This window comes from Methyloceanibacter sp., assembly GCF_041573655.1.
GTDB lineage: Bacteria > Pseudomonadota > Alphaproteobacteria > Rhizobiales > Methyloligellaceae > Methyloceanibacter.
In genome coordinates this window covers 14,304-38,220 of sequence record NZ_JBFFQD010000008.1, presented here as the reverse complement: position 1 = coordinate 38,220, position 23,917 = coordinate 14,304, and the positions used below count along the sequence as shown (strand labels likewise).

Below are 23,917 nucleotides of genomic sequence, written 5' to 3'. Positions count from 1 at the left end.
AAAAAAAAGGCGTATTTTGGGGCGCCGGAGGCGCTTAGCCGGCCCGCCCCATGGCGAGAAACTTCTCGCGCCGGTCTTTGCGAATTTCGTCCGCCGAGCGGCCGTCGAATTCGGTGATGGCCTTCACGATGACGTCGCCGGCCGCCTTGATCACACCCTCCGTATCGCGATGGGCGCCGCCCACGGGCTCGGGAATGATGCCGTCGACAATGCCGAACCGCAGCAGGTCCTGGGCGGTGATCTTCATGTTTGTCGCCGCGTCCTGGGCACGGGCCGAATCCCGCCACAGGATCGACGCGGCCGCTTCCGGCGAGGCGACCGTATAGATGGAGTGCTCCAGCATGTAGATGCGGTTTGCCGTGGCGATGGCCACCGCGCCGCCAGACCCGCCCTCACCGACGATGAGGGAAACGATGGGCACCCCCAGCCGCAGGCAGCAATCGGTGCAGCGGGCGATCGCCTCCGCCTGCCCGCGCTCCTCCGCGCCAATGCCGGGATAGGCGCCGGCCGTATCGACCAGGCTCACGACGGGCATCGAGAAGCGATCGGCCATCTCCATCAGGCGCACCGCCTTGCGGTAACCTTCCGGGCGCGCCATGCCGAAATTGTGCTTGAGCCGCCCTTCCGTATCGGAGCCCTTTTCATGGCCGATGACCATGACCGAGAGGCCCGAGAGGCGCCCGATCCCGCCAATGATGGCCTCGTCCTCGGCAAAATAGCGGTCGCCGGCCAGCGGCGTGAAATCGGCCACCAGCCCTTCGATATAGTGCTTGAAATGCGGACGCTCGGGGTGGCGGGCCACCTGCGTCTTCTGCCACGGCGTCAGCTCGGCGTAGGTCTCCACCAGCGCCTTGTGAGCCTTGCTCTCCAGCCTCGCCAATTCCTCGGTCATGGGGACCGATTCATCGTCGGCGACAAGCGCCTTCAACTCGGCAACCTTGCTTTCGAGCTCCGCAATCGGCTTTTCAAAATCGAGATAGGTACGCATGCGCCTCGGCTATTCCCCGCCGGAAACCGCAGTTTTCCTCGGCGGGCACTCTTATAACAAAACGGAAGGCCACGGGAATCCGGATGTAAGTGGCCTTGTGAGCGGGACCTGTCAACCGGCGCCCGTCTTTGGAGCCTAGCGGCGCTTGGTTAAGTGAGCCTGAGCGAGGGGGTGATGCTGCTCCACCAGCCGGCGCAGGCGCTCTTCGATCACATGGGTGTAAATCTGCGTCGTGGAGATGTCCGCGTGTCCGAGCAGCTGCTGGACGGTCCGCAGATCGGCGCCCCGCTCCAGAAGATGGCTGGCGAAGGCATGGCGCAGCACATGGGGAGAGACCCGCGCCGGATCGAGCCCGGCCTTGAGCGCCAGCGCCTTAAGCTCCTGGCCGAAGCGCTGACGCGTGATGTGCTGACCGCCATCGCCAGTGGGAAAGAGCCACAGCGATGCGTCGAGCCCCGCCTCGCCCAAGGCCGCCCGGTGCGCGGCGAGTGCCTCCCGGGCCGCCTCGTTGAGCGGCACCAGCCGCTCCCGCCCGCCTTTGCCCTTGATCGTCAGGACCCTGTCGTCGGCGGCGAGCACATTGCGGGGAAGCGCAATCAGCTCCGACACCCGCATGCCCGAGGCATAGAGCGTCTCGAGGAGCGCATAGAGCCGCAACGCGCGCGTCCACGGCGCACCTTGCGTAGAAATGGCGCAGGACTGCTTGGCCGTATCGATCAGCGTCTCCACCTCGGCGAGCGACAGGACCTTCGGCAAGGGGCGGCCGAGCTTCGGGCTATCGACGGCCGAGGTCGGATCGTCGGCACGCAGGCCTTCGCCTAGGAGAAAGCGGAAGAACTGGCGGATCGCGGAAAGCTTGCGCGCGCGCGAGGTGGAGGCGAGCCCTCTGTCCGAAAGACTTTCGAGATAGGCGCGCACGTGATCGGCAGATGCCTTTTTGGCGCCGACCTTCTTCGCTGCCAGGAAAGCGAGGAAGTCGGAAATGTCTCGCGCATAGGCGTCGATCGTATGAGACGCAGCGCCGCGCTCGGCCATGAGCATGTCGAGGAACAGCGCCAGCTCGGAGCTGTCGGCACGCCGGGAGGACCCTTTTGCGGGGGCCATGGCTCTAGGCCCTTCCAGGCGCCCAAATGGCACCGAAAAACGGACTATTGCGCGCGGTGGCTGGGCGGAAGAACGATTGAGGGTTCGATCTTGGTCGGGGCACCCGATACGTCGGCCGCGCGCTGGGTCGCCTTGACGTTGCGCAACGCTTTGGAGATTTCCTTGGGCTCTGGCTGAAAGTATTCGGCGAGCACATAGAGGCTTCCAGCGACGACACCGGCGATCGTCCCTAAGACTGCAAGGAAACGAAACAGGGTTGGCATTGAGGCGCTCGTATTCCTAACTATCTGTGGGTTCCGACCAGGCGGTATTATGACTCAAAACGCCCGAGCGCCTTAACCCTTCAATCGCATCATGGACGATTCGACACGGCCCTGCCAGCATGGGACATTGGGCCGCCCTTCGCACATATGACCCCACGCTTGGCTGAACATAATAAAGACGACCGCACGGCGCAGTTGGCTGAAATCCGCCAATTGCTGGGCGCGCGCTCGGTCGTCCTGATCGGCTTGATGGGCGCCGGGAAGACGGCTGTCGGCCGACGCCTGGCCAATTGGCTCGATTTGCCCTTCACCGACGCCGACAGCGAGATCGAGGCAGCGGCGGACCAGACCATCAAGGAGATCTTCGCCACGCACGGTGAGGCCTATTTCCGCGAGGGAGAGCAGAAGGTAATCACCCGGCTCCTGGAGAATGGCCCGCAAGTGCTTGCCACGGGCGGCGGCGCCTATATGAACCCCAAGACGCGCGCCGCCGTTAAGGCAAACGGTATCTCGGTGTGGCTCAGGGCGGACTTGCGGGTTTTGTTGAAGCGCGTCGGGCGCCGCGATCACCGGCCGTTGCTGGCTAACGGCAACCCCGAAACCGTGATGAAGAAATTGATGGCTGAACGCGATCCCATTTACGCCGAAGCGGACATCATCGTGGAGAGCCGCGAAGTGCCCCACGAAGTGATCGTCGGCGCCGTGGTCGATGCGCTGGGTGCTGAACTCGGGTGCAAGGCCAAGCCGCGGGCACGCCGGCGGCGGAAGGCTTAAGCAATGGACGACACCGCGACATCTACCAATTTGGGTGAGACGACCATCGACGTCGCGCTGGCCGAGCGCGGCTATCATGTCGTCATCGGCGAAGATTTGCTGGCGTCCGCGGCCGGGCGGCTCAAGGCGCTTCTGCCCGGCGCACGCTTCGCCGTGGTGAGCGACTCCAACGTGGCGCCCCTTCATATGGGCCCACTCAAGGAGAGTCTCGAACAGTACGGACTGTTTCTTGGCTCCGCGGTCGTTGCGCCTGGCGAGGCCAGCAAGAGCTTTCCGGTTCTTGCCAAGCTGTGCGAGACGCTGCTGGACCTTGGCGTCGAACGCGGCGATTGCGTCATCGCGCTCGGCGGCGGCGTGGTCGGCGACTTGGCAGGGTTCGCTGCCTCGATTTTGAGGCGCGGCGTGCGGGTCGTGCAGGTACCGACATCGCTCCTGGCGCAAGTGGATTCCGCAATCGGCGGCAAGACCGGCATCGACACCTCGCAAGGCAAGAACCTGATCGGCACGTTTCATCAACCGAACCTGGTGCTCGCCGACGTGGATGTGCTGTCGACATTGAGCGAGCGGGAGTTTCGTGCCGGCTATGCCGAAGTGGCCAAATACGGGCTGTTGGGCGATGCGCCCTTCTTCGTGTGGCTGGAGCAAAACTGGCAAGGCGTGTTCGCCGACGAGACCGGCAAGCGCCGCCACGCCGTGGAGACCAGCGCGCGCGCCAAGGTGGGCATCGTCGTGGCCGACGAGCGCGAGGAAAGCGGCACGCGGGCGCTGCTCAATCTCGGCCACACCTTTGGTCACGCGCTGGAGGCCTTCGCCGGCTATTCCGATCGGCTGCTGCACGGGGAGGCCATTTCCATCGGCATGCGCCTCGCCTTCACCTATTCGGTGGAGCGGGACCTCTGCACGCCAGACGACGCCGCGCGCGCCGAAGCACATTTCAAGGCCGTTGGCCTTCCCACCGACATCGCGACCATCCCCGGCGACAAGCCGACGCCGGGCGAACTGTTACGTCTGATGGCCCAAGATAAGAAAGTCGCAGGCGGCAAGCTCGTGCTGGTACTCGTCAAGGGTATCGGCCAGGCCTTCATCGAGCACGACGTCTCCATGGAGCAGATGACCGACTTCTTGAAGCGGGAGTGCGCGCGCCGATGACCTTAGCGCTAGGTCTCACGCTCGGCGCCATCGTTGGCCTCCTCGTCGTCTCCGCCTTCTTCTCCGGTTCGGAGACAGCATTGACGGCGGCAAGCCGCGCCCGCATGCACGCGCTCGAAGAGGACGACAATGCGCGCGCAAAGCTCGTAAACCGGCTTCTGTCCTCGCGCGAGCGCCTAATCGGCGCACTGCTCCTCGGCAACAATCTCGTCAACATCGCAGCATCCGCGTTGGCGACCAGCTTGTTCTTGTCGGTGTTCGGCGAAGCGGGCGTCGTCTATGCCACGATTGTCATGACGGTTCTCGTCGTCGTGTTCGCCGAGGTGCTGCCCAAGACCTACGCCATCCTCAACGCCGACCGCATGGCGCTGGCCGTATCGCCGATCCTCAAATGGCTCGTCGCCGTACTCGCACCCGTGACCGCCGCGCTGCAATTTCTCGTGCGGCACACCTTGCGCTTGTTCGGCTCGTCCATCGCCGATGACGCCGACGTATTGTCCGCCCATGAGGAGATTCGCGGCGCCATCGAGCTGCATCACAAGGAAGGCGGCGTGGTGAAGCTCGACCGCGACATGCTGGGCGGTGTGCTCGACCTGCGCGAGCTCGACGTCTCCGACATTATGGTGCACCGGACCAACATGGACGCGATCGACGCCGAACTGCCGCCGGGCGAGATCGTCGACGCGGCCCTCAAAAGCCCGCACACGCGGCTACCGCTATGGCGCGGCGAACGCGAGGAGATCGTCGGCATTTTGCACGCGCGCACGCTGTTGCAGGCCTTGCGGGACTCAGAAGGCGACGTTTCGAAGATCGACGTCATGTCGCTGGCAACCTCGCCATGGTTCGTGCCCGACACGACAACGCTGAAAGCGCAGCTCAGCGCCTTCCTCAAGGAGAAGGCGCACTTTGCCATCGTCGTGGACGAGTACGGCGAGGTGATGGGGCTGGTGACGCTGGAGGATATTATCGAGGAGATCGTCGGCGACATCACCGACGAGACGGATATCGGCGCTTCCCTCGCCAAGCCGCAGGCCGACGGGTCGCTGATCGTCGACGGCCTCGTGCCGATCCGCGACGTGAACCGGCTAATGGAGTGGGACCTGCCGGACGAAGAGGCGACCACCGTGGCCGGCCTCGTCCTTCATGAGGCGCAGACCATTCCCAATCCGGGTCAGGCCTTCACCTTCCATGATTTCCGCTTCGAGATCTTGCGGCGGCATAGGAACCGCATCACTTCGTTGCGCGTGACGCCTTTGGACGATGCGCGCCCGGCCGACGCCGAGACCAGTGAAGCCTAGGCTCTAAGCCTCCTCGGGGGCGAGCGTTGCGAGCGCCAGCGCATGGATATTGCCTGACATCTCCTCGGCCAGCACGTCATTGACCATGCGGTGACGCTCCAGCCGGGACTTGCCGGCGAAGGCGGCCGACACCACCTTGACGGCGAAATGGCTCTCGCCCGTGCCCGGCGAGCCGGCATGGCCCGCGTGGAGATGGGACTCGTTGACGACATCGAGCGCGTCCGGCTGGAAGGCTTCGGTCAACTTTTCCCTGATCGACTGCTCAATGCTCATTGGCTTGATGGTCCTTGGCTGCATGTGGCGGTGCGTGGCATTCAACCATACAGATTATCGCGTTTGTCATCACGGAGCCATGCTTGTTGTAACCAATGCTCGTTCCCATAATGCCGATTCGATGAAGCTCAACTCAAAATTTTTCGACGGCCTGCGCGTCAAGCCCGACAAGGACCGTCGGCTGCGCGACACCACCCCCAAATGCGACTGGGAAGGCTGTAGCGAGCCAGGCCTCTATCCGGCGCCGAAGGGCCGTGGGCTCGAGGGTCAGTATCACCGCTACTGCCTCGACCACGTCCGCGCGTACAACAAGGGCTACAACTATTTTTCCGGAATGCCTGACGACGACGTCGTCGAGCACCAGAAGGACGCCGCGACCGGCAACCGCCCGACCTGGTTCGTCGGCGTCAATTCCACCTCCCGTAACCGCACAAAACGCGGCAAGCCCGGGGGCTACAGCCACCGGTTCGACGCCGAGGACCCGTTCCGCCTGTTTGGCGAGAATGCGCCGGGCGGCAAGCCCCCCGGGGAGGCCCCGAGCCGCCCTCTGAAGCGCCTGGAACGCAAGGCCCTCCGCCAGCTCAATCTGGAGGACAACGCCTCCAAGCCTGAGATCAAGACCCGCTTCAAGGAATTGGTTAAGCGCCTCCACCCCGACCACAATGACGGCGACCGCTCCTCGGAGGACAAGTTGCGCGAAGTGATCCAAGCCTATAATTATTTAAGGCAGGCGGGGCTCGCATAAGTCGCTGGGCCAGCCCCCGGCAAATCCAGGCTCTGCCCTCTGGCGAGCCTCTACTGAAACGCGACACACAGGCTCATCTTAAGACAATGACACTTGAAGCTGCTCAGAACGGTGCCGGTCTGCCGGACATGACCGTTTCCGTCCGCCAGGTCTTCGGCATCGATAGCGATCTCGAGGTTCCCGCCTATTCCCAGCCGGACGAGCACGTCCCAGACGTGGACCCCGACTATCTGTTCAACAGGGACGTGACGCTGGCCATCCTCGCGGGGTTCAAACACAACCGCCGCGTGATGATTCAGGGCTATCACGGCACCGGCAAGTCGACCCATATCGAGCAGATCGCCGCGCGGCTGAATTGGCCGTGCCTCCGCATCAATCTGGACAGCCACGTGAGCCGCATTGATCTCGTCGGCAAGGACGCCATCGTCATCAAGGACGGCAAGCAGGTCACGGAGTTCCGCGAGGGTATCCTACCTTACGCGCTTCAGACCAACACCGCGCTGTGCTTCGACGAATACGACGCCGGGCGTCCTGACGTGATGTTCGTCATTCAGCGCGTGCTGGAGGTCTCCGGCAAACTGACCTTGCTCGACCAGTCGAAGGTCATACGGCCGCATCCGGCCTTCCGCCTCTTCGCCACCACCAACACGATCGGTCTCGGCGATACGAGCGGGCTCTATCACGGCACGCAACAGATCAACCAAGGTCAAATGGACCGCTGGTCGATCGTTGCAACGCTCAACTATCTGCCACACGACGACGAGGTCGACATAGTCGTGGCCAAAGCCAAGACGTGGAACACAGAGGAAGGCCGCAAGACCGTGTCGAACATGGTTCGAGTCGCCGAGTTGACGCGCAACGCCTTTATGAATGGTGACCTCTCCACGGTGATGAGCCCGCGCACGGTTCTGACCTGGGCGGAGAACGCAGAGATTTTCGGTGATGTCGGCGAAGCCTTCGCGCTGTCGTTCCTCAACAAATGTGACGAACTGGAGCGCGGCCTGATCGCCGAGTTCTATCAGCGCTGTTTCGGCGAGGACTTGCCGCAGTCGACGGCCAACGTAGCCTTGAGCTAATCCCATGACCCTCAACAAGCGGAAAGAGGCGCCCCTCGATCCGTTCAAACGCGCGGTAACACAGACCACGCGCTCGATCGCCGCCGATGGCAGCGTGGAGGTGGTGTTCTCGACGGAGCCGCCGGGTCTTGCCGGCAAGACCGCGCGCCTGCCGGAGCCGTCGCGCGTTCCGACGATGAACGAGATTGCCGTCATCCGCGGCCATGCGGACGCCGCGGCGCTCGCCGTCGCCTGTCACGACGAAAAACTGCACCAGGCGCTCGCGCCCTCCGGCGGCGATGCCCGCGCGGTGTTCGAGGCGATCGAACAAGCCCGCGTGGAAGCCATCGGCGCACATCGCATGGAAGGCGTTGCCGCCAATCTGAACGCGCGCATGGAGCAGCGCTACGCAAGAAGCCGCATCACCGAGGACACCGAGCGTAGCGAGGCGCCCCTGCCCGACGCGCTTGCCCTTTTGGTGCGTGAGCGGTTGACGGGCATCGCCCCGCCGGACCGTGCCCGTGCGCTCGTCAATCTTTGGCGTCCCTGGATCGAGGAGCGGGCCAACACCCTACTCGACCGCATGCCGGATACGGTGGAGGACCAGGAGGCCTTTGGCCGCCTCGCCCGCGACGTGCTTGCAGCGCTGAACCTCGCCGATCAGCTCGATCAGGGCGAGCAGGACGAGGAGTCGACCACGGACGGTGAGTCCGATCCCAATGCCTCGGATGAAGAAGACGAAAGTGCCGAGGGACAGGACCAGTCCGAGCTGGCGCAGGATGCCAACGCCGAGCCGGACGACACATCCGAGGAAACGCTGGAGGACCAAGAGGACGGCCCCACTGACGACCTCGACCGCGAGGCCGACGCCGCCGATCTGCCGCGTCGCTCCGATCCTTGGCAACCGAACGTCTCTGTGCTCGATGACCCGGAGGCCTTCGGCTACAAGGTCTTCACCCGCGCCTTCGACGAGATCATCGGCGCCGAAGAGCTGTGCGACATCGACGAGCTCGACCGTCTGCGCGCATTCCTCGACAAACAACTGGTCGCGCTTCACGGCGCCGTGGCCCGCCTCGCCAACCGGCTGCAGCGCCGGCTGCTGGCGCAGCAGAACCGCGGCTGGGACTTCGATCTTGAGGAGGGCGTGCTCGATGCGGCCCGTCTGCCGCGGGTCATCATCGACCCCATGCATCCGCTGACCTTCAAGCAGGAACGCGACACGGACTTCCGCGATACCGTGGTGACGCTGCTCCTGGACAATTCGGGCTCCATGCGCGGACGCCCCATCATGGTCGCCGCCTGCTGCGCCGATATCCTGGCGCGGACCCTGGAGCGTTGTGGCGTGAAGGTCGAGATCCTCGGCTTCACCACGCGCGCCTGGAAGGGCGGGCACGCACGCGAGGCGTGGCTCAACGCCATGAAGCCGGCGCTTCCCGGACGGCTCAACGACCTGCGCCACATCGTCTACAAGTCGGCGGATGCGCCGTGGCGCCGGGCACGCCGCAATCTCGGGCTCATGATGCGCGAGGGGCTGCTCAAAGAGAACATCGACGGCGAAGCGCTGGCCTGGGCACACCAGCGGCTATTGGCGCGTCCCGAACAGCGGCGCATTCTGATGATGATCTCCGACGGCGCGCCCGTCGACGATTCCACGCTCTCGGTCAACTCAGGCGCCTATCTGGAGCGGCATCTGCGTCAGGTGATCAACGAGATCGAGACCCGATCGCCCGTCGAATTGCTCGCCATCGGCATCGGCCATGACGTGACGCGCTATTACCGGCGCGCCGTCACCGTAACCGACGCCGAAGAACTTGCCGGTGTCATGACGGAGAAGCTGGCGGAGCTGTTCGACGAGGACCTCGCCTGGCGGCAGCTGCATCGCGCCGTCCCGACGGCCACGCGGCAAAAGCGCCGCAAGCTCCACTAGGTTTCGGCCCCATGATCCGAAGACCCGCACCGGCGCTCGCGTCCATCGTGCTCGCGGGCGCGGTGCTGCTCGCCGTGGGCGCAGACCTTGCCAGCAAACCCGCGACTGTCCTCGAAGGGCCGATCAAGCCGCGCGTCACCGCCATTGCCGTCGCGTTCGACCGCGACAACCCCAAGCAAAAGACCTTCGGCAAGCTGACCTATCGGGGTGGGTTCAATCTGTTCGCCAATTCGCGGCACTTCGGCGGCTATTCAGGCCTGGCCATCGATGCGTCGGGGACCACGATCCTCGCCGTCTCCGACGGTGGCACCTGGATGCGTGCCTCGCTCGATTATAACGGCCGCTTGCTGCAGGGCGTGCACGACATGACGCTCGGACCCATCCTCGGCCCTAATGGAAAACCGCTGCGCAAGGGCAAGGACCGCGACGCCGAGGGGCTGGCGCTGGCCTCCGGCGATACGCGCAACGGCGAGGCCTATGTCTCCTTCGAGCGCGTGCACCGTATCGCGCGCTACCCCTTCAGCCCGAAACGCTTCGGGCCGCCGAGCAGGACTGTGAAACTGCCAAAGGCCGCGCGCCAAATGAAGACCAATCAAGGCCTCGAGGCGGTCGCGCTGATCCGGGCCGGACGGCTGACAGGCACCATCGTTGCCTTCTCCGAGCGGCTGAAGGATTCGCGCGGCAACCTCAAGGGCTGGCTGATCGGCGGCCCGAGCCCGGGCACCATTACGGTCCGCCGGCGCGGCGGGTTCGACATCACCGATGCCGCAGGGTTACCGGACGGAGGCTTGATCCTGCTGGAGCGCCGCTTCCGCTACAGCGAAGGCGTGCAGATGCGCATCCGCCGCATCAAGGCAGCGGACTTGCGGCCTGGAAAATTGATCGCCGGAGAGATCCTGCTGGAGGCGACGGACAGGCTCAATATCGACAACATGGAGGCGGTCGCGGTCCATCGCTCGCGCGGTGGCGAGACCATCCTGACATTGATGTCTGATGACAATTTCAACCCGCTACAGCGGTCGCTGATCATGCAGTTCGCTCTGCCGTGAGCGAAGGCAGGCGCTAAGACGCCGCGGCCGGCGCCTGGCTGGCTTTGGCGATCTCACGCTTGAGGCGCCGCGCCTTCAGCGATAATTCGTCATCGCCCGCCTTCAGCAGGTAGGCATCAAGCCCCCCGCGATGCTCGACCGAGCGCAGCGCATGGGCGGAGACGGTCATCCGGACGCGCTTCTTGAGCACGTCGCTCTGCAGCGTCACATTGCACAGATTCGGCAGAAAACGGCGCCTTGTGCGGCGCTTGGCATGGCTCACATTGTTGCCGGTGAGCACGGCTTTGCCGGATAGCTCGCAGCGACGCGCCATGGTCCTTGTCCTTCTCCGAATATCTTGTGGAACCCTGAGGCGGCCTGTGACATTCACAAGCACAAAGGCACCAGGGAGGCGAGGTATACGGGGCTCGCCCGGTTCGGTCAAGACACCGGCTCGATTTCGATCGAAGCCAGCCGAATTGACGAATCCCCAAAATACCTGGACATTCGAAGGGGTCTGGGGCGTCGAATGAAGGGACGTCTAGCCAGAGGTCGGGAGCCATGCGGTCAGCACGACATTGCTTGAGCCTGTTGGCGGTGGCCGGCCTCACTCTGGGGCTCGCGCCCACCCTGGATGACGAACGCGCGCTCGCCGAGGCCCCGCGCACGTCGGCGGCCCGCATCTCCGCCGTCTACAAGGTCAATCTCGGCAGGTTCAATCTGGGCAATTTCCGCGTCACCACCACGGTGCAGGAAGGCGGATATCAGCTGCGCGGCGAAGGCACCTTCAGCGTCCTGGAGGGCCTGATCTTCAAATGGCAAGGGATCACGTCAAGCCGCGGGCGCGTCACCGACGAAGGCCCGGCGCCCTCTTCTTATGCCTTCAACTATTCCGATGGCGGCAAGAACAGCGAGCGCTTGCGCATAACGTTCGGCAACGGCGCGGTGCAGCAGGTCTCGATCGTTCCCAAGCGCAGAATCCCCGGCCTCATCCCGGTGCGGCGCGAGCAGCTCGTAGGCGTCATCGACCCGATGAGCGGCGCATTCCTCACCGCGCGCTCGCCGAACCCGAACGGCGATCTCAGCGTCTGCAATCAGATGCTGCCCGTGTTCGACGGCAGGTCGCGCTTCGATCTCGTGCTCAAGCCGAAGAAGCGCGTCATGGTGCAGAACCGGTCGCGTTCCTCCTACTCGGGACCGGCGGCGGTGTGCCGGGTGAAGTTCGTTCCGATCTCCGGATATAGGCCGGACGATGCGGGAATTCAGCACATGAAGCAGTCCAACGAAATCGAGGTCTGGCTGATGCCGGTCAGAGGCACGGACATGTATGTGCCCTATCGTATTGTCCTGCCGACACCCGTAGGCTACGGGACTGCGGTCATCACCTCGATCAAGGTTTCAGGCGCACGGCGCGCGAGCGTCGACTAACGAACAGGCACCGGGAGGCAGGCCCTCCATCGCAACGATCGTTAACGCGGAAACGCCAAACCCCAACATGTCGTAGGGAACGAAGCTCGAAAATTTACGATCCCCTGATTCGTCCGCGCTCTGTTCCCGTTGCGATCCGGCGAGCCAAGAAGCGCACGGGGTTAACGCGAAAGGGCCAAACCCCAACATGTCGTAGGGAACGGAGCTCGAAAATTTACGATCCCCTGATTCGTCCGTGTTCTGTTCCCGTTGCGATCCCATGGAACGGGTGATCAAGGGAGACCGAAACCCAGATGTAGCGTACAACCACCAGGAAACGCCGATGGCGCCCCCTGACCCCGGAGACCCGGCCAAACTGTGTTGTTTTGAAGCAGAACATTATCCGAATGGGCGATGTATGCGATTCGGACGAGATTCGTTCTTCCCCCGTTCACGCCTGAAGCGAGAGTCGCGTTAAGACCTGCGTAGCATGACCAGCTCTTTATCCACGCAATCCACAAGTCTGGCCAAGGGCCGCGGCGTCACCGCGGTGCTCGGGCCCACCAATACCGGCAAGACGCATCTGGCCATCGAGCGCATGCTCGCACACGAGGTGGGCGTGATCGGCTTGCCTTTGCGGCTCCTGGCCCGCGAGGTCTACGACAAGGTCGTTGCCCGGGCGGGGGCCGAGCAAGTGGCGCTCATCACAGGCGAGGAGAAGATCAAGCCGCCAGCCGCACGCTTCTATGTGTGCACCGTGGAAGCAATGCCACGGGAGCTCGAAGCGGACTTCGTGGCCGTCGATGAGATCCAGCTCGCGGCCGACGGCGAGCGCGGCCATGTCTTCACCAACCGCATGTTCCACGCGCGGGGCTTGAGCGAAACGCTGCTGCTCGGCTCGGCGACCATGCGCGACGCCATCCGCGAGCTGCTCCCCGGCGCCAATCTGGTGTCGCGCCCGCGGCTCTCCAAGCTGTCCTATGCCGGCGACAAGAAGATCACCCGCCTGCCCCGCCGTTCGGCGATCGTCGCCTTCTCGGCCAACGACGTCTATGCCATCGCCGAATTGGTGCGGCGGCAGCGCGGCGGCGCGGCCGTGGTACTCGGCGCGCTCAGCCCCCGCACGCGCAACGCGCAAGTGGCGCTCTATCAGAATGGCGACGTGGACTTTCTGGTGGCCACCGACGCGATTGGGATGGGCCTGAACCTCGATCTCGATCATGTCGCGTTCGCCGGCCTTCGCAAGTTCGACGGCCATTCGCATCGCAATCTCACGCCCTCGGAGGTCGGCCAGATCGCCGGCCGCGCCGGACGGCACATGAACGACGGCACGTTCGGCGTGACCGGAAAGGTGGAGCCGCTGGAGTCGGAGCTGGTCGAGCGGCTGGAGGACCACGCTTTCGATCAAGTCGGCGTCCTGCAATGGCGCAGCCGCAGCCTCGATATGGCCTCGCTCGAAGCACTGAAAGAGAGTTTGCGTGAAGCGCCGAACCATCCGCGGCTGACCCGCTCGCGCATGGTGGACGACGTGATCGCCTTGGAGAACGTCACCCAGGAGGCAGACATCTGCGCCATGGCGGCGGCACCCGCCGCGGTCGGGCTCTTATGGGAAATGTGCCAAATCCCGGACTACCGCAAGGTTTCGCCGAACAGTCATGCAGACTTGGTTGCCACCCTTTATCGCTTCGTGATGAGCGACGAAGGAAAGATCCCCGAAGATTGGTTTGCCAACCAGGTGGCCCAGTCTGACCGCACGGACGGCGATATCGACACGCTGTCGAACCGCCTGGCACAAATTAGGACCTGGACTTTTGTCTCCCACAGGCCTCAATGGCTCCATGATCCAGAGCATTGGCAAAGACGCACCAGGGCGATCGAGGATACGCTTTCAGACGCGCTTCATGAGCGCCTGGCACAACGTTTCGTGGACCGGCGCACCAGCGTGCTCATGCGGCGCCTGCGCGATAAGGAGGAGATGATGGCCGAGATCAGCGACGACGGTCAGATTCTTGTCGAGAATCACTATGTCGGACGCCTTGACGGCTTTTGCTTTACGCCCGATGCGTCGAGCGACGGCATTGACGGGAAGGCCGCGCGCCATGCGGCGGTGCAAGTGCTCGGAACGGAGCTTGCCAACCGCACCGCGGCGCTTGTCGCGGCTCCCGACGAGACCATCGCGCTTGACCCGCACGGGCGGATCGTCTGGCAAGGCTCCGGGATCGCGCGGCTGGAGCGCGGCGAAACGGCGCTGAAGCCCCGCATACACCTCTTCGTCGACGAGCATCTGAGCCCGCCGGACCGCGAACGTATCGCAGCCCGCCTCGATGCCTGGCTGGCCGCCCATCTCGACGCCAAACTGAAACCGCTGATCGCGCTGAGCGAGGCGCAGGACCTGACAGGATTGGCCCGCGGTCTTGCCTTCCGCCTGACCGAGACGCTTGGCGTGCTCCGCCGCGATACGGCCGCGGAGGAAATCAGGTCACTCGACCAAGCCGACCGGGGCCAGCTGCGCAAATACGGCGTGCGCTTTGGCGCCTTCAATCTCTATTTCCCGGCCCTGCTGAAGCCCGCCGCCGCCGAGCTTCTCCTTCTGCTCTGGGCGCTGCACGATGGCGACGCACATGGTCTCAACGTCGACGGCCTGCCCGAGCGGCCGCAGCAGGGGCTCACGTCCGTCGCCGCTGACAATGCTATCCCCGAGCCTTACTGGCGCGCCGCAGGCTTCCACGTTGCCGGCAGTCGCGCCGTGCGCATCGACATGCTGGAGCGGTTGTCCGATCTGATCCGCGCGCGCATTACCTGGCGCCCCACCGAGAACGCCGAAGACGCACCACCCACAGGTGCCACCGGCGACGGCGGCTTCCGTGCGGTGCCTGACTTGATGTCGATGGTGGGCTGTGCCGGAGAGGAGTTCGCCTCGATCTTGCGCTCACTCGGCTTCCGCCTGGAGCGGCGAAAGAGGGAGACCGCGAACGGTACGGCAGAGCCGGTTGAAACCGCCAAGGCAGAGACCGCCGAAACGGAGACCCCCAAGACGGGGACAGCCGAGACAGAGACCCCGGAGCCGGTGCTTGCGGCAACTGCCGAAAGCCCGAGCCCGGAAAGCGCAAGCGAAGAAGCCGCGTCGACCGAGCCTGCGGCCGGCCCTGCTAAGGCGGCCGAACCCGAATTCGATGAGATCTGGCGGCCCGGCAAGCGCAAGGATCCCCATCGCGCCCGGCAAGGCGGACGGGCATCGAAGGAGCGCAAGGACGGCGCCGGCCACGCCAAGAGGCCGCCACACCAGTCAGAGGCGAAGTCCGGCAAACCTCAAGGCAAGAGAAAAGGCAAAGGCCGAGGCCCGGCCAAGCCCCACCACGGCAAGGGCAAAGGGCAGGGGCAGCGGCAAGATCACCGGCCGAAGCGAGAGCCCATGAAGCCGGAACACTCGCCGTTCGCCGCGCTGAAGGACCTTCGCGATAGCCTCACGCGCGAGCGGCCCGAGCAAAGCTGACACATTTCGCCGATGACCGGGCAGCGCCTCGACAAGTGGCTATGGTGCGCAAGGCTGACCAAGACGCGTTCGGGCGCCGCACGGTCGATCGCCGCCGGCAAAGTTCGCATCAACGGCGACAGGGCCCTGAAGCCGAGCCGGCTGGTTCGTGCGGGCGACGTGATAACGGCGGCTTATCTGGGACGGCTCTCCGTGGTGCGCGTCGCCGGCTTCGCGGAACGCCGCGGGCCCGCCAGCGTCGCGCAGACGCTCTATGATGACCTGACGCCTAAAGACGTGCCGGCCCCGGACCGGCCGACGCTTGAGATGCGCATCGGCAAGCGTCCAACGAAGCGCGACCGCCGCCGCTTGGATGCATTTCGTGATGGCGGGTTCTGAGACGAAGAGCTGGCAGGCGTTTACGCCGCCGGGGTGAAGCGGGATTGTGGCGCCGCAGCCTCAGAGTCAGCCTTGGGTTCGATTTTCCCCATCCGCAGAAGCGCGGTCGCATCGCGAGCCCGGACCGGCCGGCTGAAATAGGCCAGGCCAGGCCGACCCGCGCCGGTTGCTTGTCGATCGCCTCAGTCGAATCCTGCATCCGCCGGCCGTCCCTCCTCGAGGTGCCTCGCGTATCCCTAGCAGCGCACCTGGCGCGCAACTGACCCTGAAAGGCGTGCCACAAATTGATTGACGGGGCCTTAGTATCGGCTCGGAAATTCAAACTAGAGCCGGCCCTGGGGGCGGCAAATACGTCCTAGAAATCGTGCTTTGTCAGGTATTCCGCCGCCTTGTGCTTGTGCCACGATTGCTATAGGCAGGGCGCTCTCCAGGCGAATATGCCGACCCCGCTTGGGTCTTGAAGAACGGGCTGGGCAAAGCCCCAAAACATGTTGGATCGATGACCTACGTCGTCACTGAAGTCTGCATCAAGTGCAAATACACCGACTGCGTGGAGGTCTGCCCCGTAGACTGCTTCTACGAAGGGGACAACATGCTCGTAATTCACCCCGATGAATGCATCGATTGCGGCGTCTGCGAGCCGGAATGCCCGGTGGAGGCTATCAAGCCCGATACGGAGCCCGAACTGGATCAGTGGCTGGAAGTAAACCGGGAGTATTCGGAGACCTGGCCCAACATCACGACCAAGAAGCCGGCGCCCCCTGATGCGGACGACTTCACCGCCGAGCCCGACAAATTCAAGAAATACTTCTCCAAAGAGCCGGGCGAAGGGGACTAACGTCTTCAATGACTTGCCCGTTAACCGTATGGGCAAAATGCCGCATATTGCAGTGCAGAAACGCCTGCGCTGCAGCGCGGGACACCTTCCGAATTCACTAAATTTGTGTTATAGTGTTTTTACATGGCGCGAAATGTCGGCGCACGAAGCACCATGAGGAGGCGACGCCGTTTAGGCGCGCTTTTTTTCTGACTTGGGGGAGTTGGCGCGATCAGGGCTTCTGATCGACCACTTAATATTGTGCCCAATCGCCGCCCGGAGGCGGCCGCCAGCAGAAACCGCTGGTTTGAATCATTGGGCACGCTCACGTCACGCTTGCTTCAGCGCCCACAAGTAATTTCAACAGCGAGGCACGAATGGCCGCAAAGAAGAGACCCCAGCAAAGACACGGCTTCCGCACAAACGAGTATATCGTCTATCCGGCGCATGGTGTTGGTCGGATTGCGAGCATCGAAGAGCAGGAAATTGCCGGCGCAAAGCTCGAATTGTTTGTGATCAACTTCGACAAGGACAAGATGAAACTGCGTGTCCCGACCTCAAAGCTTGAGAGCGTGGGCATGCGCAAGCTTTCCGAGGAGAAGATCGTCAGGAAGGCCCTCACGACGCTGAAGGGCAAGGCGCGCGTGAAGCGGACCATGTGGTCGCGCCGCGCACAGGAATACGAGGCCAAGATCAACTCCGGCGACCTGATTTCGATCGCCGAGGTGGTCCGCGACCTCTATCGCTCCGAGGCGCAGCCTGAGCAGTCCTACTCCGAGCGGCAGCTTTACGAAGCCGCGCTGGATCGCATGGCGCGCGAGCTCGCGGCGGTCGAGAAGCTGGACGAGGCATCTGCCGTCGCCAAGATCGGCGACGTGCTTGCCAAATCGGCCCTTACCGCCAAAGCGGCCGCTGAGGCGGAAGCGAACGGGAAGGCTGCGGCCTAAGCCCCCTTTCGCCGATTATGAGATGTGGTCGTGGCCGGGCGCATCGTCCGGCCATTTCATTGTCCGGGGTCAGAGCACGGGCGCCGGCTTCAGGATCTCGATCTGCTCAGGATCGCTCGCCGCGATTATCGGGCCGTTCCACCATTCCACCCAACCCCGCACGCGGACCCGCGCACCGGGAAGTCTGTCGAATGCGAGCCCCGCCGCCTCGAAGCGGGCAAGGGCTTTGCGGTCGACGACGATGGTGAAGTCATTCCGCCAGTCGGGCGCGAAGTTCACGTAAAGCTTCTTTTTCCCCTCGCCCACGGCATGCACCATCCCTTCCACTAATTGATAGGTCTGGGTGAGCCGGCCCAAGAGCGTCACATCAGTTGCGTCCTGCACGCGATATGCCCAGGACCGCCAGAGACCCCGCCTCGCATCGCGGGCTTGACCTTCCCGCGCGAGAAGATCGCCCGCGCAGGCGGGCATGCCTGGCAAGACATAGGCCAGGACCGAGCCGTCCTCGACGAGCGCGCCTTGCAGCTACGCTCGCTCTTCGTGTTCCACGACATAGACCTGCGCCACGAGATGGCCGTGCCGATCTTCCGCGCGCTCGTCGAACCGAAGCTCGACCTTCGAGCCATTCGGGAGACGCTGCGCCAGCCGGTCTTTCGCCTCCGTGACGAACGGCCATGGCTCCTCCCCCTTCCAGCCAAGCGGCGGCGCGGGCGCCTTCACACCCGCCAGCCGCACCGTGCGCCCGTCGCGGAGCCGAAACGTCTCGCCATCTTCGACGGCCGCCACGGTCGCGACCTCGCCGGCGGGCAGATCGCAGGCAATAGCGGCGCGCATGCCGAACATTAGGCTCAGCAGGACTCCCGTACGAAGGACGGCGAGATCTAGGATCATGGAACCCTGCCAAAACATGGCACTGGTCAGCGCCCTTCCCCTTCAAGATCGAGCGAGAGTCGTGCCGCAACGCTCGACAGGGCCCGAAGCGCCGCTTCGAAGTCAAATTGGGAGACGTGATCGGACAGCGCGTTCACTTCTTCTTCCGTGAGCACGCCCGACAGAAGCGGGGTCATGTCGATGATGAAGTCGGCCGCTTCCCCATCGTCGTTCTCCAGAAGTATCTTAAGCCGCGCGAGCGGTTCCAGCACATCGGCCGGACGGCCTCGTGGTGCCGCGTTCGACGGGACGGCCTTAGGAAGCGCGCTTCTTATGCCGTCGACGACCGGCGCCAAGGCCAGCGACAGCGCGCTGAGTTGCCGCTCGGCATCCTTCCCGGTCTTGATGGCGCTTTCGGCCGCCGCCGCCGCCGCCGATACCGCCGCAACTCCAAGCGTCGCGGAGGCGCCCTTCAGCGAGTGAGCCGCACGCTCCGCCGTCGCCGCATCGCCGTTTGAGAGCGCCTGCCGGATGGCATTCACCACGTCGGCCTGTCCATCGGCGAACTTGGTCAGCAACGCGAGGTATCGCGCCGGATTTCCGCCCGTGAACCGGAGACCGGCCGGCACATCGATGCCCTCGACCTCCAGGCCGTCAACGCCACCATTGCCAGAGGCCCGAGCCGCAGGGACCACAGAGGCCTCGCCGGGCGCATCCCGCTTGATCCAATGGAGCAGCACGCCGAACAACTGGTGCGGGTCGATGGGTTTGGCAACGTGATCGTTCATTCCGACGTTGAGGCACAGCTCCCGATCGGACGCCAGCGCATTAGCGGTCATGGCGATGATGGGCAAATCTTGATAGCGGCGGTCTGCCCGCAAAGTACGCGTTGCGGTGACACCATCCATGACGGGCATTTGCATGTCCATGAGCACAGCGTCGTAGTTGTTGCGCTCGATCAGACGGATCGCCTCCTTTCCGTTTTCGGCGACATCGACAAAAACGTCAGCATCCTCGAGCTGACCCACGGCTACCTCTTGGTTGACGTCGTTATCTTCCACGAGAAGCACGCGCGCGCCACGCAGTTGCGCGCTGTCGAACGCGTCCCCGGCTTGCGTCGTGTCGGTATCTTCATGATCGCCGCCAAGCGCCTCCACCGCGGTATCGAACAAAATCGAGGACGTGACCGGTTTGATGAGCACGTTCTCGAAACCGCTTTCCTCGGCCTGCTTCAGCACCTCCTCACGGCCATAGGCCGTGACCATCACGAGATGCGGCCTTTCCCCGTCGCCGAGGGTCCGGATACGCTTGCCGGTCTCGATGCCGTCGAGACCGGGCATCTGCCAATCGATGAAGGCGATTTCATAACATTCGCCGCGCGTATCGGCATGGCGCATCATTTCCAAGGCCTCCTCACCAGAGGCCGCTTCGTCCGCGGTGAACGTCATGCTCGTGAGCATGTTCGACAGGACAGCCCGCGCGTGCGAGTTGTCGTCGATCACTAAGACGCGCCGGCCCCGTAAGTCCGACTGCAGCAAGCGGGGGCGGGAGGTGACCGTCCCCCTGCCGAGCCGCGCCGTAAAGCGAAACGCGCTGCCCTTGCCGGTCTCACTCTCGACGGTGATCGACCCGTCCATGAGCTCCGTCAGCTGCTTGGAGATGGCGAGCCCAAGTCCCGTGCCGCCATAGCGGCGCGTGGTGGACGCATCCGCCTGTTCGAAGGCCTGAAACAACCGTGCGACCTGCTCGTCGGTCATGCCAATTCCGGTATCGGTCACGGAGAACTCCAGGAGCTGGCAATCCTCATCCTCCTCGAGCACGCGCACTTGGACAAAGATCTCGCCTTCGTTAGTGAACTTGATGGCGTTGGAACAGAAATTGATAAGGATCTGTCCGAGCCTCAAAGGATCGCCCTTGAGATGCGACGAGACCTGCGGCGTCACTTCGAAGATCAGCTCGAGGCCCTTCGCCGAAGCCTTCTCCGACATGAGATTCCCGACATTCTCCAGAACTTTGTCGAGATCGAAGTCGATGGATTCGATTGTCAGCTTTCCGGCCTCGATCTTCGAGAAATCGAGAACGTCGTTGATGATCCCGAGCAGGTGCTGCCCGGAGCTCTTGATCTTGAGGATGTAGTCTCGTTGACGCGGGCTGAGTTCCGTCTTCAGAGCAAGATGCGACAGACCGATAACCGCGTTCATCGGCGTCCGGATCTCGTGGCTCATATTGGCGAGGAAAATGCTTTTCGCCTCACTGGCCTCGACCGCCGCATCAGTTGCCTTGGCCAGTTCGGCTTGTGAGGCTTGCAACGCTCCCTCCGCGGCCTTTCGCTCATCGATATTGCTCCACGAGCCTACGACCTCGAGGGGCTCTCCGGCATCGTCGCGCACGAGTTGCTGTTCGTCGCTGAGCCAGCAATAGGAGCCGTGCTTGTCTTGGAAGCGGTATTCGATGAGTTGAGCGCCTTTCTCGAAAACGTGCGACTGCTGCGCCTCGACCCGTGGCAAGTCCTCGGGATGAACGTGCTCGCGCCAGAAGTCGGCGCCTTCGAGATATTCCTCAGGCTTGTAGCCGAGCAGCCGCTCGATATTCGGACTCACAAACGTTGGCTTGAAGGCGCCGCCGACCTCGAAGCTGTAGATCACAACGGGCGCGATGCCGAGCAGCACGTTGAGCCGCTTGCGCGCCGCGCGTCTGGCGGCTTCCGCTTCCTTGCGTTCGGTGACGTCGGTCCACGAGCCGACAATCTCGACAGGCTCACCACTCGTGTCGCGAACAACCTGCTGCCGGTCGTTGAGCCAGATGAAGATGCCGTCGCCCCGGTCGACGCGATACTCGATGGAACGCTGATCGCTCTCGAACATCTGCTCGACCCAAGCGTTGATGCGGTCGATATCGTCGGGATGGACCCGGTTGCGCCAAAAATACGGATCGGAGAGATAGTCCCGCGGGGAACAGCCGAACATGCGCTCGACACCGTCGCTCACAAAGGTGGGCTCAAAGTCGCCGGTCGCCGCCCGGCAATAGATCACCGCGGGCGATGCGTTGAGCAGCCGTCCGAGATGGGCGTGGGCTGAAGCCTGCACCTCGGCAATGCGCTCGAAGTCCCCCTTTTCCTGCGCGCGAACGGCTTCATCTAATGTGTGCGTGAGCAGCAGCGTCAGCGACTCAGAGTCCGCCGGATCGAGATCGACCCCAAGCATCTGGGCAATCCGGGCCGAGAGTGTCTCCGCCTGTTTCCGCGAGGCCGACATGCGATGCGCTCCTCCGGCAGGCAGCCCTCAGCGGACCGCCCGTTGCCCAGTAACGTAGCTCTTTCCGGCTGTTGTGCAACCGGCGGCTCTGGTCCGGGCGATCGCACGAAAGGCGCGAAACGTTTGAGGACGGCCGCCATAGTGGCTTGCGGGAGGCCAATGCCTCCTCTACACCCAGACATGGAGAGGGCTCAATCGCGGCGCTGACCCCGTAGCTCAGTTGGATAGAGCATCAGATTCCTAATCTGAGGGTCGCAGGTTCGAATCCTGCCGGGGTCACCACCAAATCAGAGCATCAGGCCGACGCGCTCCACGAACCACACCGCTGCAAGTGAGCCGATGGCGTAGCCCGTCACGGTCCGGATCCACGGCGTCTTTATCGGAACGAAGCGGTCGACGATCGCCTTCAGCGCCAGGACGGCGAAGACGAACATAAGCTGTCCCGCCTCGACGCCGAGGTTGAACGTCAGAAGCGCGAGCGGCACGTCCGATTGCGGCAGACCGATCTCTTTCAGTGCCCCGCCAAAGCCGAGCCCATGCAGAAGCCCGAAGGCGAAGGCGACGACCCATGGTGCCCGCTTGGTGAAGTCGTTCTCCGGTCCGCTTTGACGGGCGATCTCCGCTGCAATGAACATGATGCTAAGCGCGATCACTGCCTCGACGGGCGCTGGCGGAATATGCGCCCAGCCGAGCGCGGCCAAGGCAAGCGTGATGCTATGCGCCACGGTGAACGCCGTGATCACCTTGATGAGCATCCGCACGTCGCGGACGAGCAACAGAAGCGCCAGCACGAAAAGCAGATGATCGATGCCGAGCAAAATGTGCTCGACGCCAAGAAGAAAATATGTCCACGCCGTATCGACCCAGGTCGGCGCGGCGGCGACAACGAAGGAAGGCTTGTCGGGGGTCAGCCGTGCGGCCTGTACAGTACCATTTTCCGACTCCACGCGCACAACGACATCGGTGAAAGTGCCCGAAAGGCCGTCCACGGAGACGGACTGGCCCGCCAAACCGCCAGGGCAGCGGACGGCAAGCCGTTCCAGCAACGCGTTCCCGGCACGCTCGGTGCGCGGCGGCGCCGTCTCGGCGCACTCAGCCGGAAGACGAACATAGAGTCCCAAGCGCATGTCGCCGCGCGCCGGAACCTTGAAGCGCAAATCGTAAGCCTCCGCGCCCGTCTGCTTGATCTCCAAAAACCCGGGACGTAGCTCATGGGACGCCCCCTCGCTGGGCAGCAGCAAGGCCAGCACCAAGGCGCAAACGAGGCGCATCACGGCGCCGCCTCCTCCGCTTTCGCCGGCGTCTCCTTCGCGGCCGGTAACACGACCTGGTATTTGGACCGCAGCTTCTCGTAGGCCTCACGCTGGAATGTGTCGCGCTTCTCGGTCCGCCATTTTTGTGCGACCGCGTCGCGAACCTCGGCAAGCTTCGGGTCGTAACCGTCGACGCGCTGCGTCACGCGCACCAGATGAAGCCCGTAGGGCGAGGAGACCGGACCGGTCCAAGTGTTCAGCGGAAGCGTCGTCAGCTCTTTTGCGAACGGGTCACCGAAATCACGCTCGATGCTGGTCACCGAGGACAGTTTCATGGCGGGCGGCAGCAATGTCGCATCGCCTAGCAACGCCGGGGTCTCGCCGGACTTCAAGGCCTCCAGCGCTTCCGCCGCGCGGGACTTTGCGTCCGTCTCACCCGATTTTGGCTTGATGTAGACCTGCTCGAAAGCAATCTGGGGCGCGACCTTGAACGCCGCCATGTTTTTATCGAGATAGGCCTGGAGCGTCGCTTCGTCCGCCGTCAGCGCCTCCTCGCCCGGTTCGGTGAGGAACTCCATCTTCTGCTGCATGCGGCGCCGGATCAGCGTGTCGTCGCGGTCGAGACCAAGCTGCACAGCCTCGCGGTAGTAAACCTCTTCCTTGACGAAAGCGTCCACCAGCCCGCGCAATTCCTGTGGCGTCGGCGGGCGCTGCCAAGTCTTGGCAAAAATTTGCGCGAGCTGCTTTACGCGGCCTTCGGATACCACAATACGGTCGCGAACGCGCTCCTCGCCGCCATCGCTCAACAAGGCATAGAGGCCGAACACGGCCGCCCCGATCAGGACGAAATGAACCAGCGGCTCGCGGAGCAGTCGGGTGAACACGGTCATGCCG

21 protein-coding genes, 1 tRNA gene and 1 pseudogene are annotated in these 23,917 nt (G+C 63.6%); 13 read left to right on the top strand and 10 right to left on the bottom strand.

Annotated features, from left to right (window positions below; genetic code table 11):
• Positions 1 to 34: 34 nt before the first annotated feature.
• From ABY454_RS03445 to ABY454_RS03435, 3 genes are all read right to left on the bottom strand, one after another.
• Entirely contained in the window at positions 35 to 988 is a 954-nt protein-coding gene (locus tag ABY454_RS03445; protein ID WP_372928776.1) for an acetyl-CoA carboxylase carboxyltransferase subunit alpha, read from the bottom strand.
• A 135-nt stretch (positions 989 to 1,123) separates the two neighbouring features.
• The gene (locus tag ABY454_RS03440; RefSeq protein WP_372928775.1) at positions 1,124 to 2,092 is read right to left on the bottom strand and encodes a site-specific tyrosine recombinase XerD; all 969 of its coding nucleotides are present in this window, start codon (positions 2,090 to 2,092) and stop codon (positions 1,124 to 1,126) included.
• 44 nt (positions 2,093 to 2,136) lie between these two features.
• Positions 2,137 to 2,355 (bottom strand): hypothetical protein, encoded by a 219-nt coding sequence (locus tag ABY454_RS03435; RefSeq protein WP_372928774.1) that lies wholly within the window; start codon positions 2,353 to 2,355, stop codon positions 2,137 to 2,139.
• A gap of 159 nt (positions 2,356 to 2,514) precedes the next feature.
• Here ABY454_RS03435 and ABY454_RS03430 point away from each other — a divergent pair, with 159 nt between their 5' ends.
• From ABY454_RS03430 to ABY454_RS03420, 3 genes are read left to right on the top strand one after another with little or no spacing between them, the layout of a single operon-like run.
• Positions 2,515 to 3,129, top strand: a complete 615-nt coding sequence (locus ABY454_RS03430; RefSeq protein WP_372928773.1) for a shikimate kinase — start codon at positions 2,515 to 2,517, stop codon at positions 3,127 to 3,129.
• Between the two features lie 3 nt (positions 3,130 to 3,132).
• Positions 3,133 to 4,278 carry a 3-dehydroquinate synthase gene (gene aroB, locus ABY454_RS03425; protein ID WP_372928772.1) on the top strand — a complete coding sequence of 382 codons (1,146 nt, stop codon included), beginning with the start codon at positions 3,133 to 3,135 and terminating at the stop codon, positions 4,276 to 4,278.
• Positions 4,275 to 5,576 (top strand): HlyC/CorC family transporter, encoded by a 1,302-nt coding sequence (locus tag ABY454_RS03420; protein WP_372928771.1) that lies wholly within the window; start codon positions 4,275 to 4,277, stop codon positions 5,574 to 5,576. The genes aroB and ABY454_RS03420 overlap by 4 nt, the downstream gene beginning before the upstream one ends.
• Positions 5,577 to 5,579: 3 nt before the next feature.
• Here the strand turns inward: ABY454_RS03420 and ABY454_RS03415 are convergent, their stop codons facing one another.
• Positions 5,580 to 5,849 (bottom strand): BolA family protein, encoded by a 270-nt coding sequence (locus tag ABY454_RS03415; RefSeq protein WP_372928770.1) that lies wholly within the window; start codon positions 5,847 to 5,849, stop codon positions 5,580 to 5,582.
• Positions 5,850 to 5,970: 121 nt separating this feature from the next.
• Between ABY454_RS03415 and ABY454_RS03410 the strand changes: the two genes are divergently transcribed.
• The 4 genes from ABY454_RS03410 (at position 5,971) to ABY454_RS03395 (ending at position 10,625) form a co-directional block, all read left to right on the top strand.
• Positions 5,971 to 6,594, top strand: a complete 624-nt coding sequence (locus ABY454_RS03410; RefSeq protein WP_372928769.1) for a J domain-containing protein — start codon at positions 5,971 to 5,973, stop codon at positions 6,592 to 6,594.
• An 86-nt stretch (positions 6,595 to 6,680) separates the two neighbouring features.
• The gene (gene cobS, locus ABY454_RS03405) at positions 6,681 to 7,670 is read left to right on the top strand and encodes a cobaltochelatase subunit CobS (RefSeq protein WP_372928768.1); all 990 of its coding nucleotides are present in this window, start codon (positions 6,681 to 6,683) and stop codon (positions 7,668 to 7,670) included.
• A 4-nt stretch (positions 7,671 to 7,674) separates the two neighbouring features.
• Positions 7,675 to 9,576, top strand: coding sequence for a cobaltochelatase subunit CobT (gene cobT / locus ABY454_RS03400; protein WP_372928767.1), 1,902 nt, complete (start codon positions 7,675 to 7,677; stop codon positions 9,574 to 9,576).
• A gap of 11 nt (positions 9,577 to 9,587) precedes the next feature.
• Positions 9,588 to 10,625, top strand: coding sequence for an esterase-like activity of phytase family protein (locus ABY454_RS03395; RefSeq protein WP_372928766.1), 1,038 nt, complete (start codon positions 9,588 to 9,590; stop codon positions 10,623 to 10,625).
• Positions 10,626 to 10,638: 13 nt separating this feature from the next.
• Here the strand turns inward: ABY454_RS03395 and rpmB are convergent, their stop codons facing one another.
• Positions 10,639 to 10,938, bottom strand: coding sequence for a 50S ribosomal protein L28 (gene rpmB / locus ABY454_RS03390; protein ID WP_372928765.1), 300 nt, complete (start codon positions 10,936 to 10,938; stop codon positions 10,639 to 10,641).
• A 227-nt stretch (positions 10,939 to 11,165) separates the two neighbouring features.
• On the opposite strand from rpmB, the gene ABY454_RS03385 reads away from it, so the two are divergent.
• The 5 genes and pseudogenes from ABY454_RS03385 to ABY454_RS03365 form a co-directional block, all read left to right on the top strand.
• A complete protein-coding gene (locus ABY454_RS03385; RefSeq protein ID WP_372928764.1) occupies positions 11,166 to 12,032 on the top strand; it encodes a DUF3108 domain-containing protein in 867 nt (288 codons plus the stop codon).
• A 469-nt stretch (positions 12,033 to 12,501) separates the two neighbouring features.
• Complete coding sequence (locus ABY454_RS03380; protein ID WP_372928763.1) at positions 12,502 to 15,504, top strand: helicase-related protein; 3,003 nt, start codon at positions 12,502 to 12,504, stop codon at positions 15,502 to 15,504.
• Between the two features lie 12 nt (positions 15,505 to 15,516).
• On the top strand, positions 15,517 to 15,882 hold the full coding sequence (locus ABY454_RS03375; protein ID WP_372928762.1) for an RNA-binding S4 domain-containing protein: 366 nt from the start codon (positions 15,517 to 15,519) through the stop codon (positions 15,880 to 15,882).
• Between the two features lie 499 nt (positions 15,883 to 16,381).
• Positions 16,382 to 16,720, top strand: a complete 339-nt coding sequence (gene fdxA / locus ABY454_RS03370; RefSeq protein ID WP_372928761.1) for a ferredoxin FdxA — start codon at positions 16,382 to 16,384, stop codon at positions 16,718 to 16,720.
• A 356-nt stretch (positions 16,721 to 17,076) separates the two neighbouring features.
• A pseudogene (locus tag ABY454_RS03365) lies at positions 17,077 to 17,640 on the top strand (CarD family transcriptional regulator); the annotation flags it as partial.
• Positions 17,641 to 17,715: 75 nt separating this feature from the next.
• Here the strand turns inward: ABY454_RS03365 and ABY454_RS03360 are convergent.
• The 3 genes from ABY454_RS03360 to ABY454_RS03350 form a co-directional block, all read right to left on the bottom strand.
• Complete coding sequence (locus ABY454_RS03360) at positions 17,716 to 18,030, bottom strand: hypothetical protein (RefSeq protein WP_372928760.1); 315 nt, start codon at positions 18,028 to 18,030, stop codon at positions 17,716 to 17,718.
• A gap of 141 nt (positions 18,031 to 18,171) precedes the next feature.
• Entirely contained in the window at positions 18,172 to 18,555 is a 384-nt protein-coding gene (locus ABY454_RS03355; RefSeq protein WP_372928759.1) for a thermonuclease family protein, read from the bottom strand.
• An 8-nt stretch (positions 18,556 to 18,563) separates the two neighbouring features.
• Entirely contained in the window at positions 18,564 to 21,770 is a 3,207-nt protein-coding gene (locus ABY454_RS03350; RefSeq protein WP_372928758.1) for a response regulator, read from the bottom strand.
• A gap of 205 nt (positions 21,771 to 21,975) precedes the next feature.
• On the opposite strand from ABY454_RS03350, the gene ABY454_RS03345 reads away from it, so the two are divergent.
• Positions 21,976 to 22,052: transfer RNA gene (locus ABY454_RS03345), tRNA-Arg, on the top strand.
• Positions 22,053 to 22,057: 5 nt separating this feature from the next.
• Here the strand turns inward: ABY454_RS03345 and ABY454_RS03340 are convergent.
• Both ABY454_RS03340 and ABY454_RS03335 read right to left on the bottom strand, forming a co-directional pair.
• Positions 22,058 to 23,041 carry a HupE/UreJ family protein gene (locus tag ABY454_RS03340; protein ID WP_372928806.1) on the bottom strand — a complete coding sequence of 328 codons (984 nt, stop codon included), beginning with the start codon at positions 23,039 to 23,041 and terminating at the stop codon, positions 22,058 to 22,060.
• Positions 23,041 to 23,913 carry a peptidyl-prolyl cis-trans isomerase gene (locus ABY454_RS03335; RefSeq protein ID WP_372928757.1) on the bottom strand — a complete coding sequence of 291 codons (873 nt, stop codon included), beginning with the start codon at positions 23,911 to 23,913 and terminating at the stop codon, positions 23,041 to 23,043. The genes ABY454_RS03340 and ABY454_RS03335 overlap by 1 nt, the downstream gene beginning before the upstream one ends.
• Positions 23,914 to 23,917 lie beyond the last annotated feature (4 nt).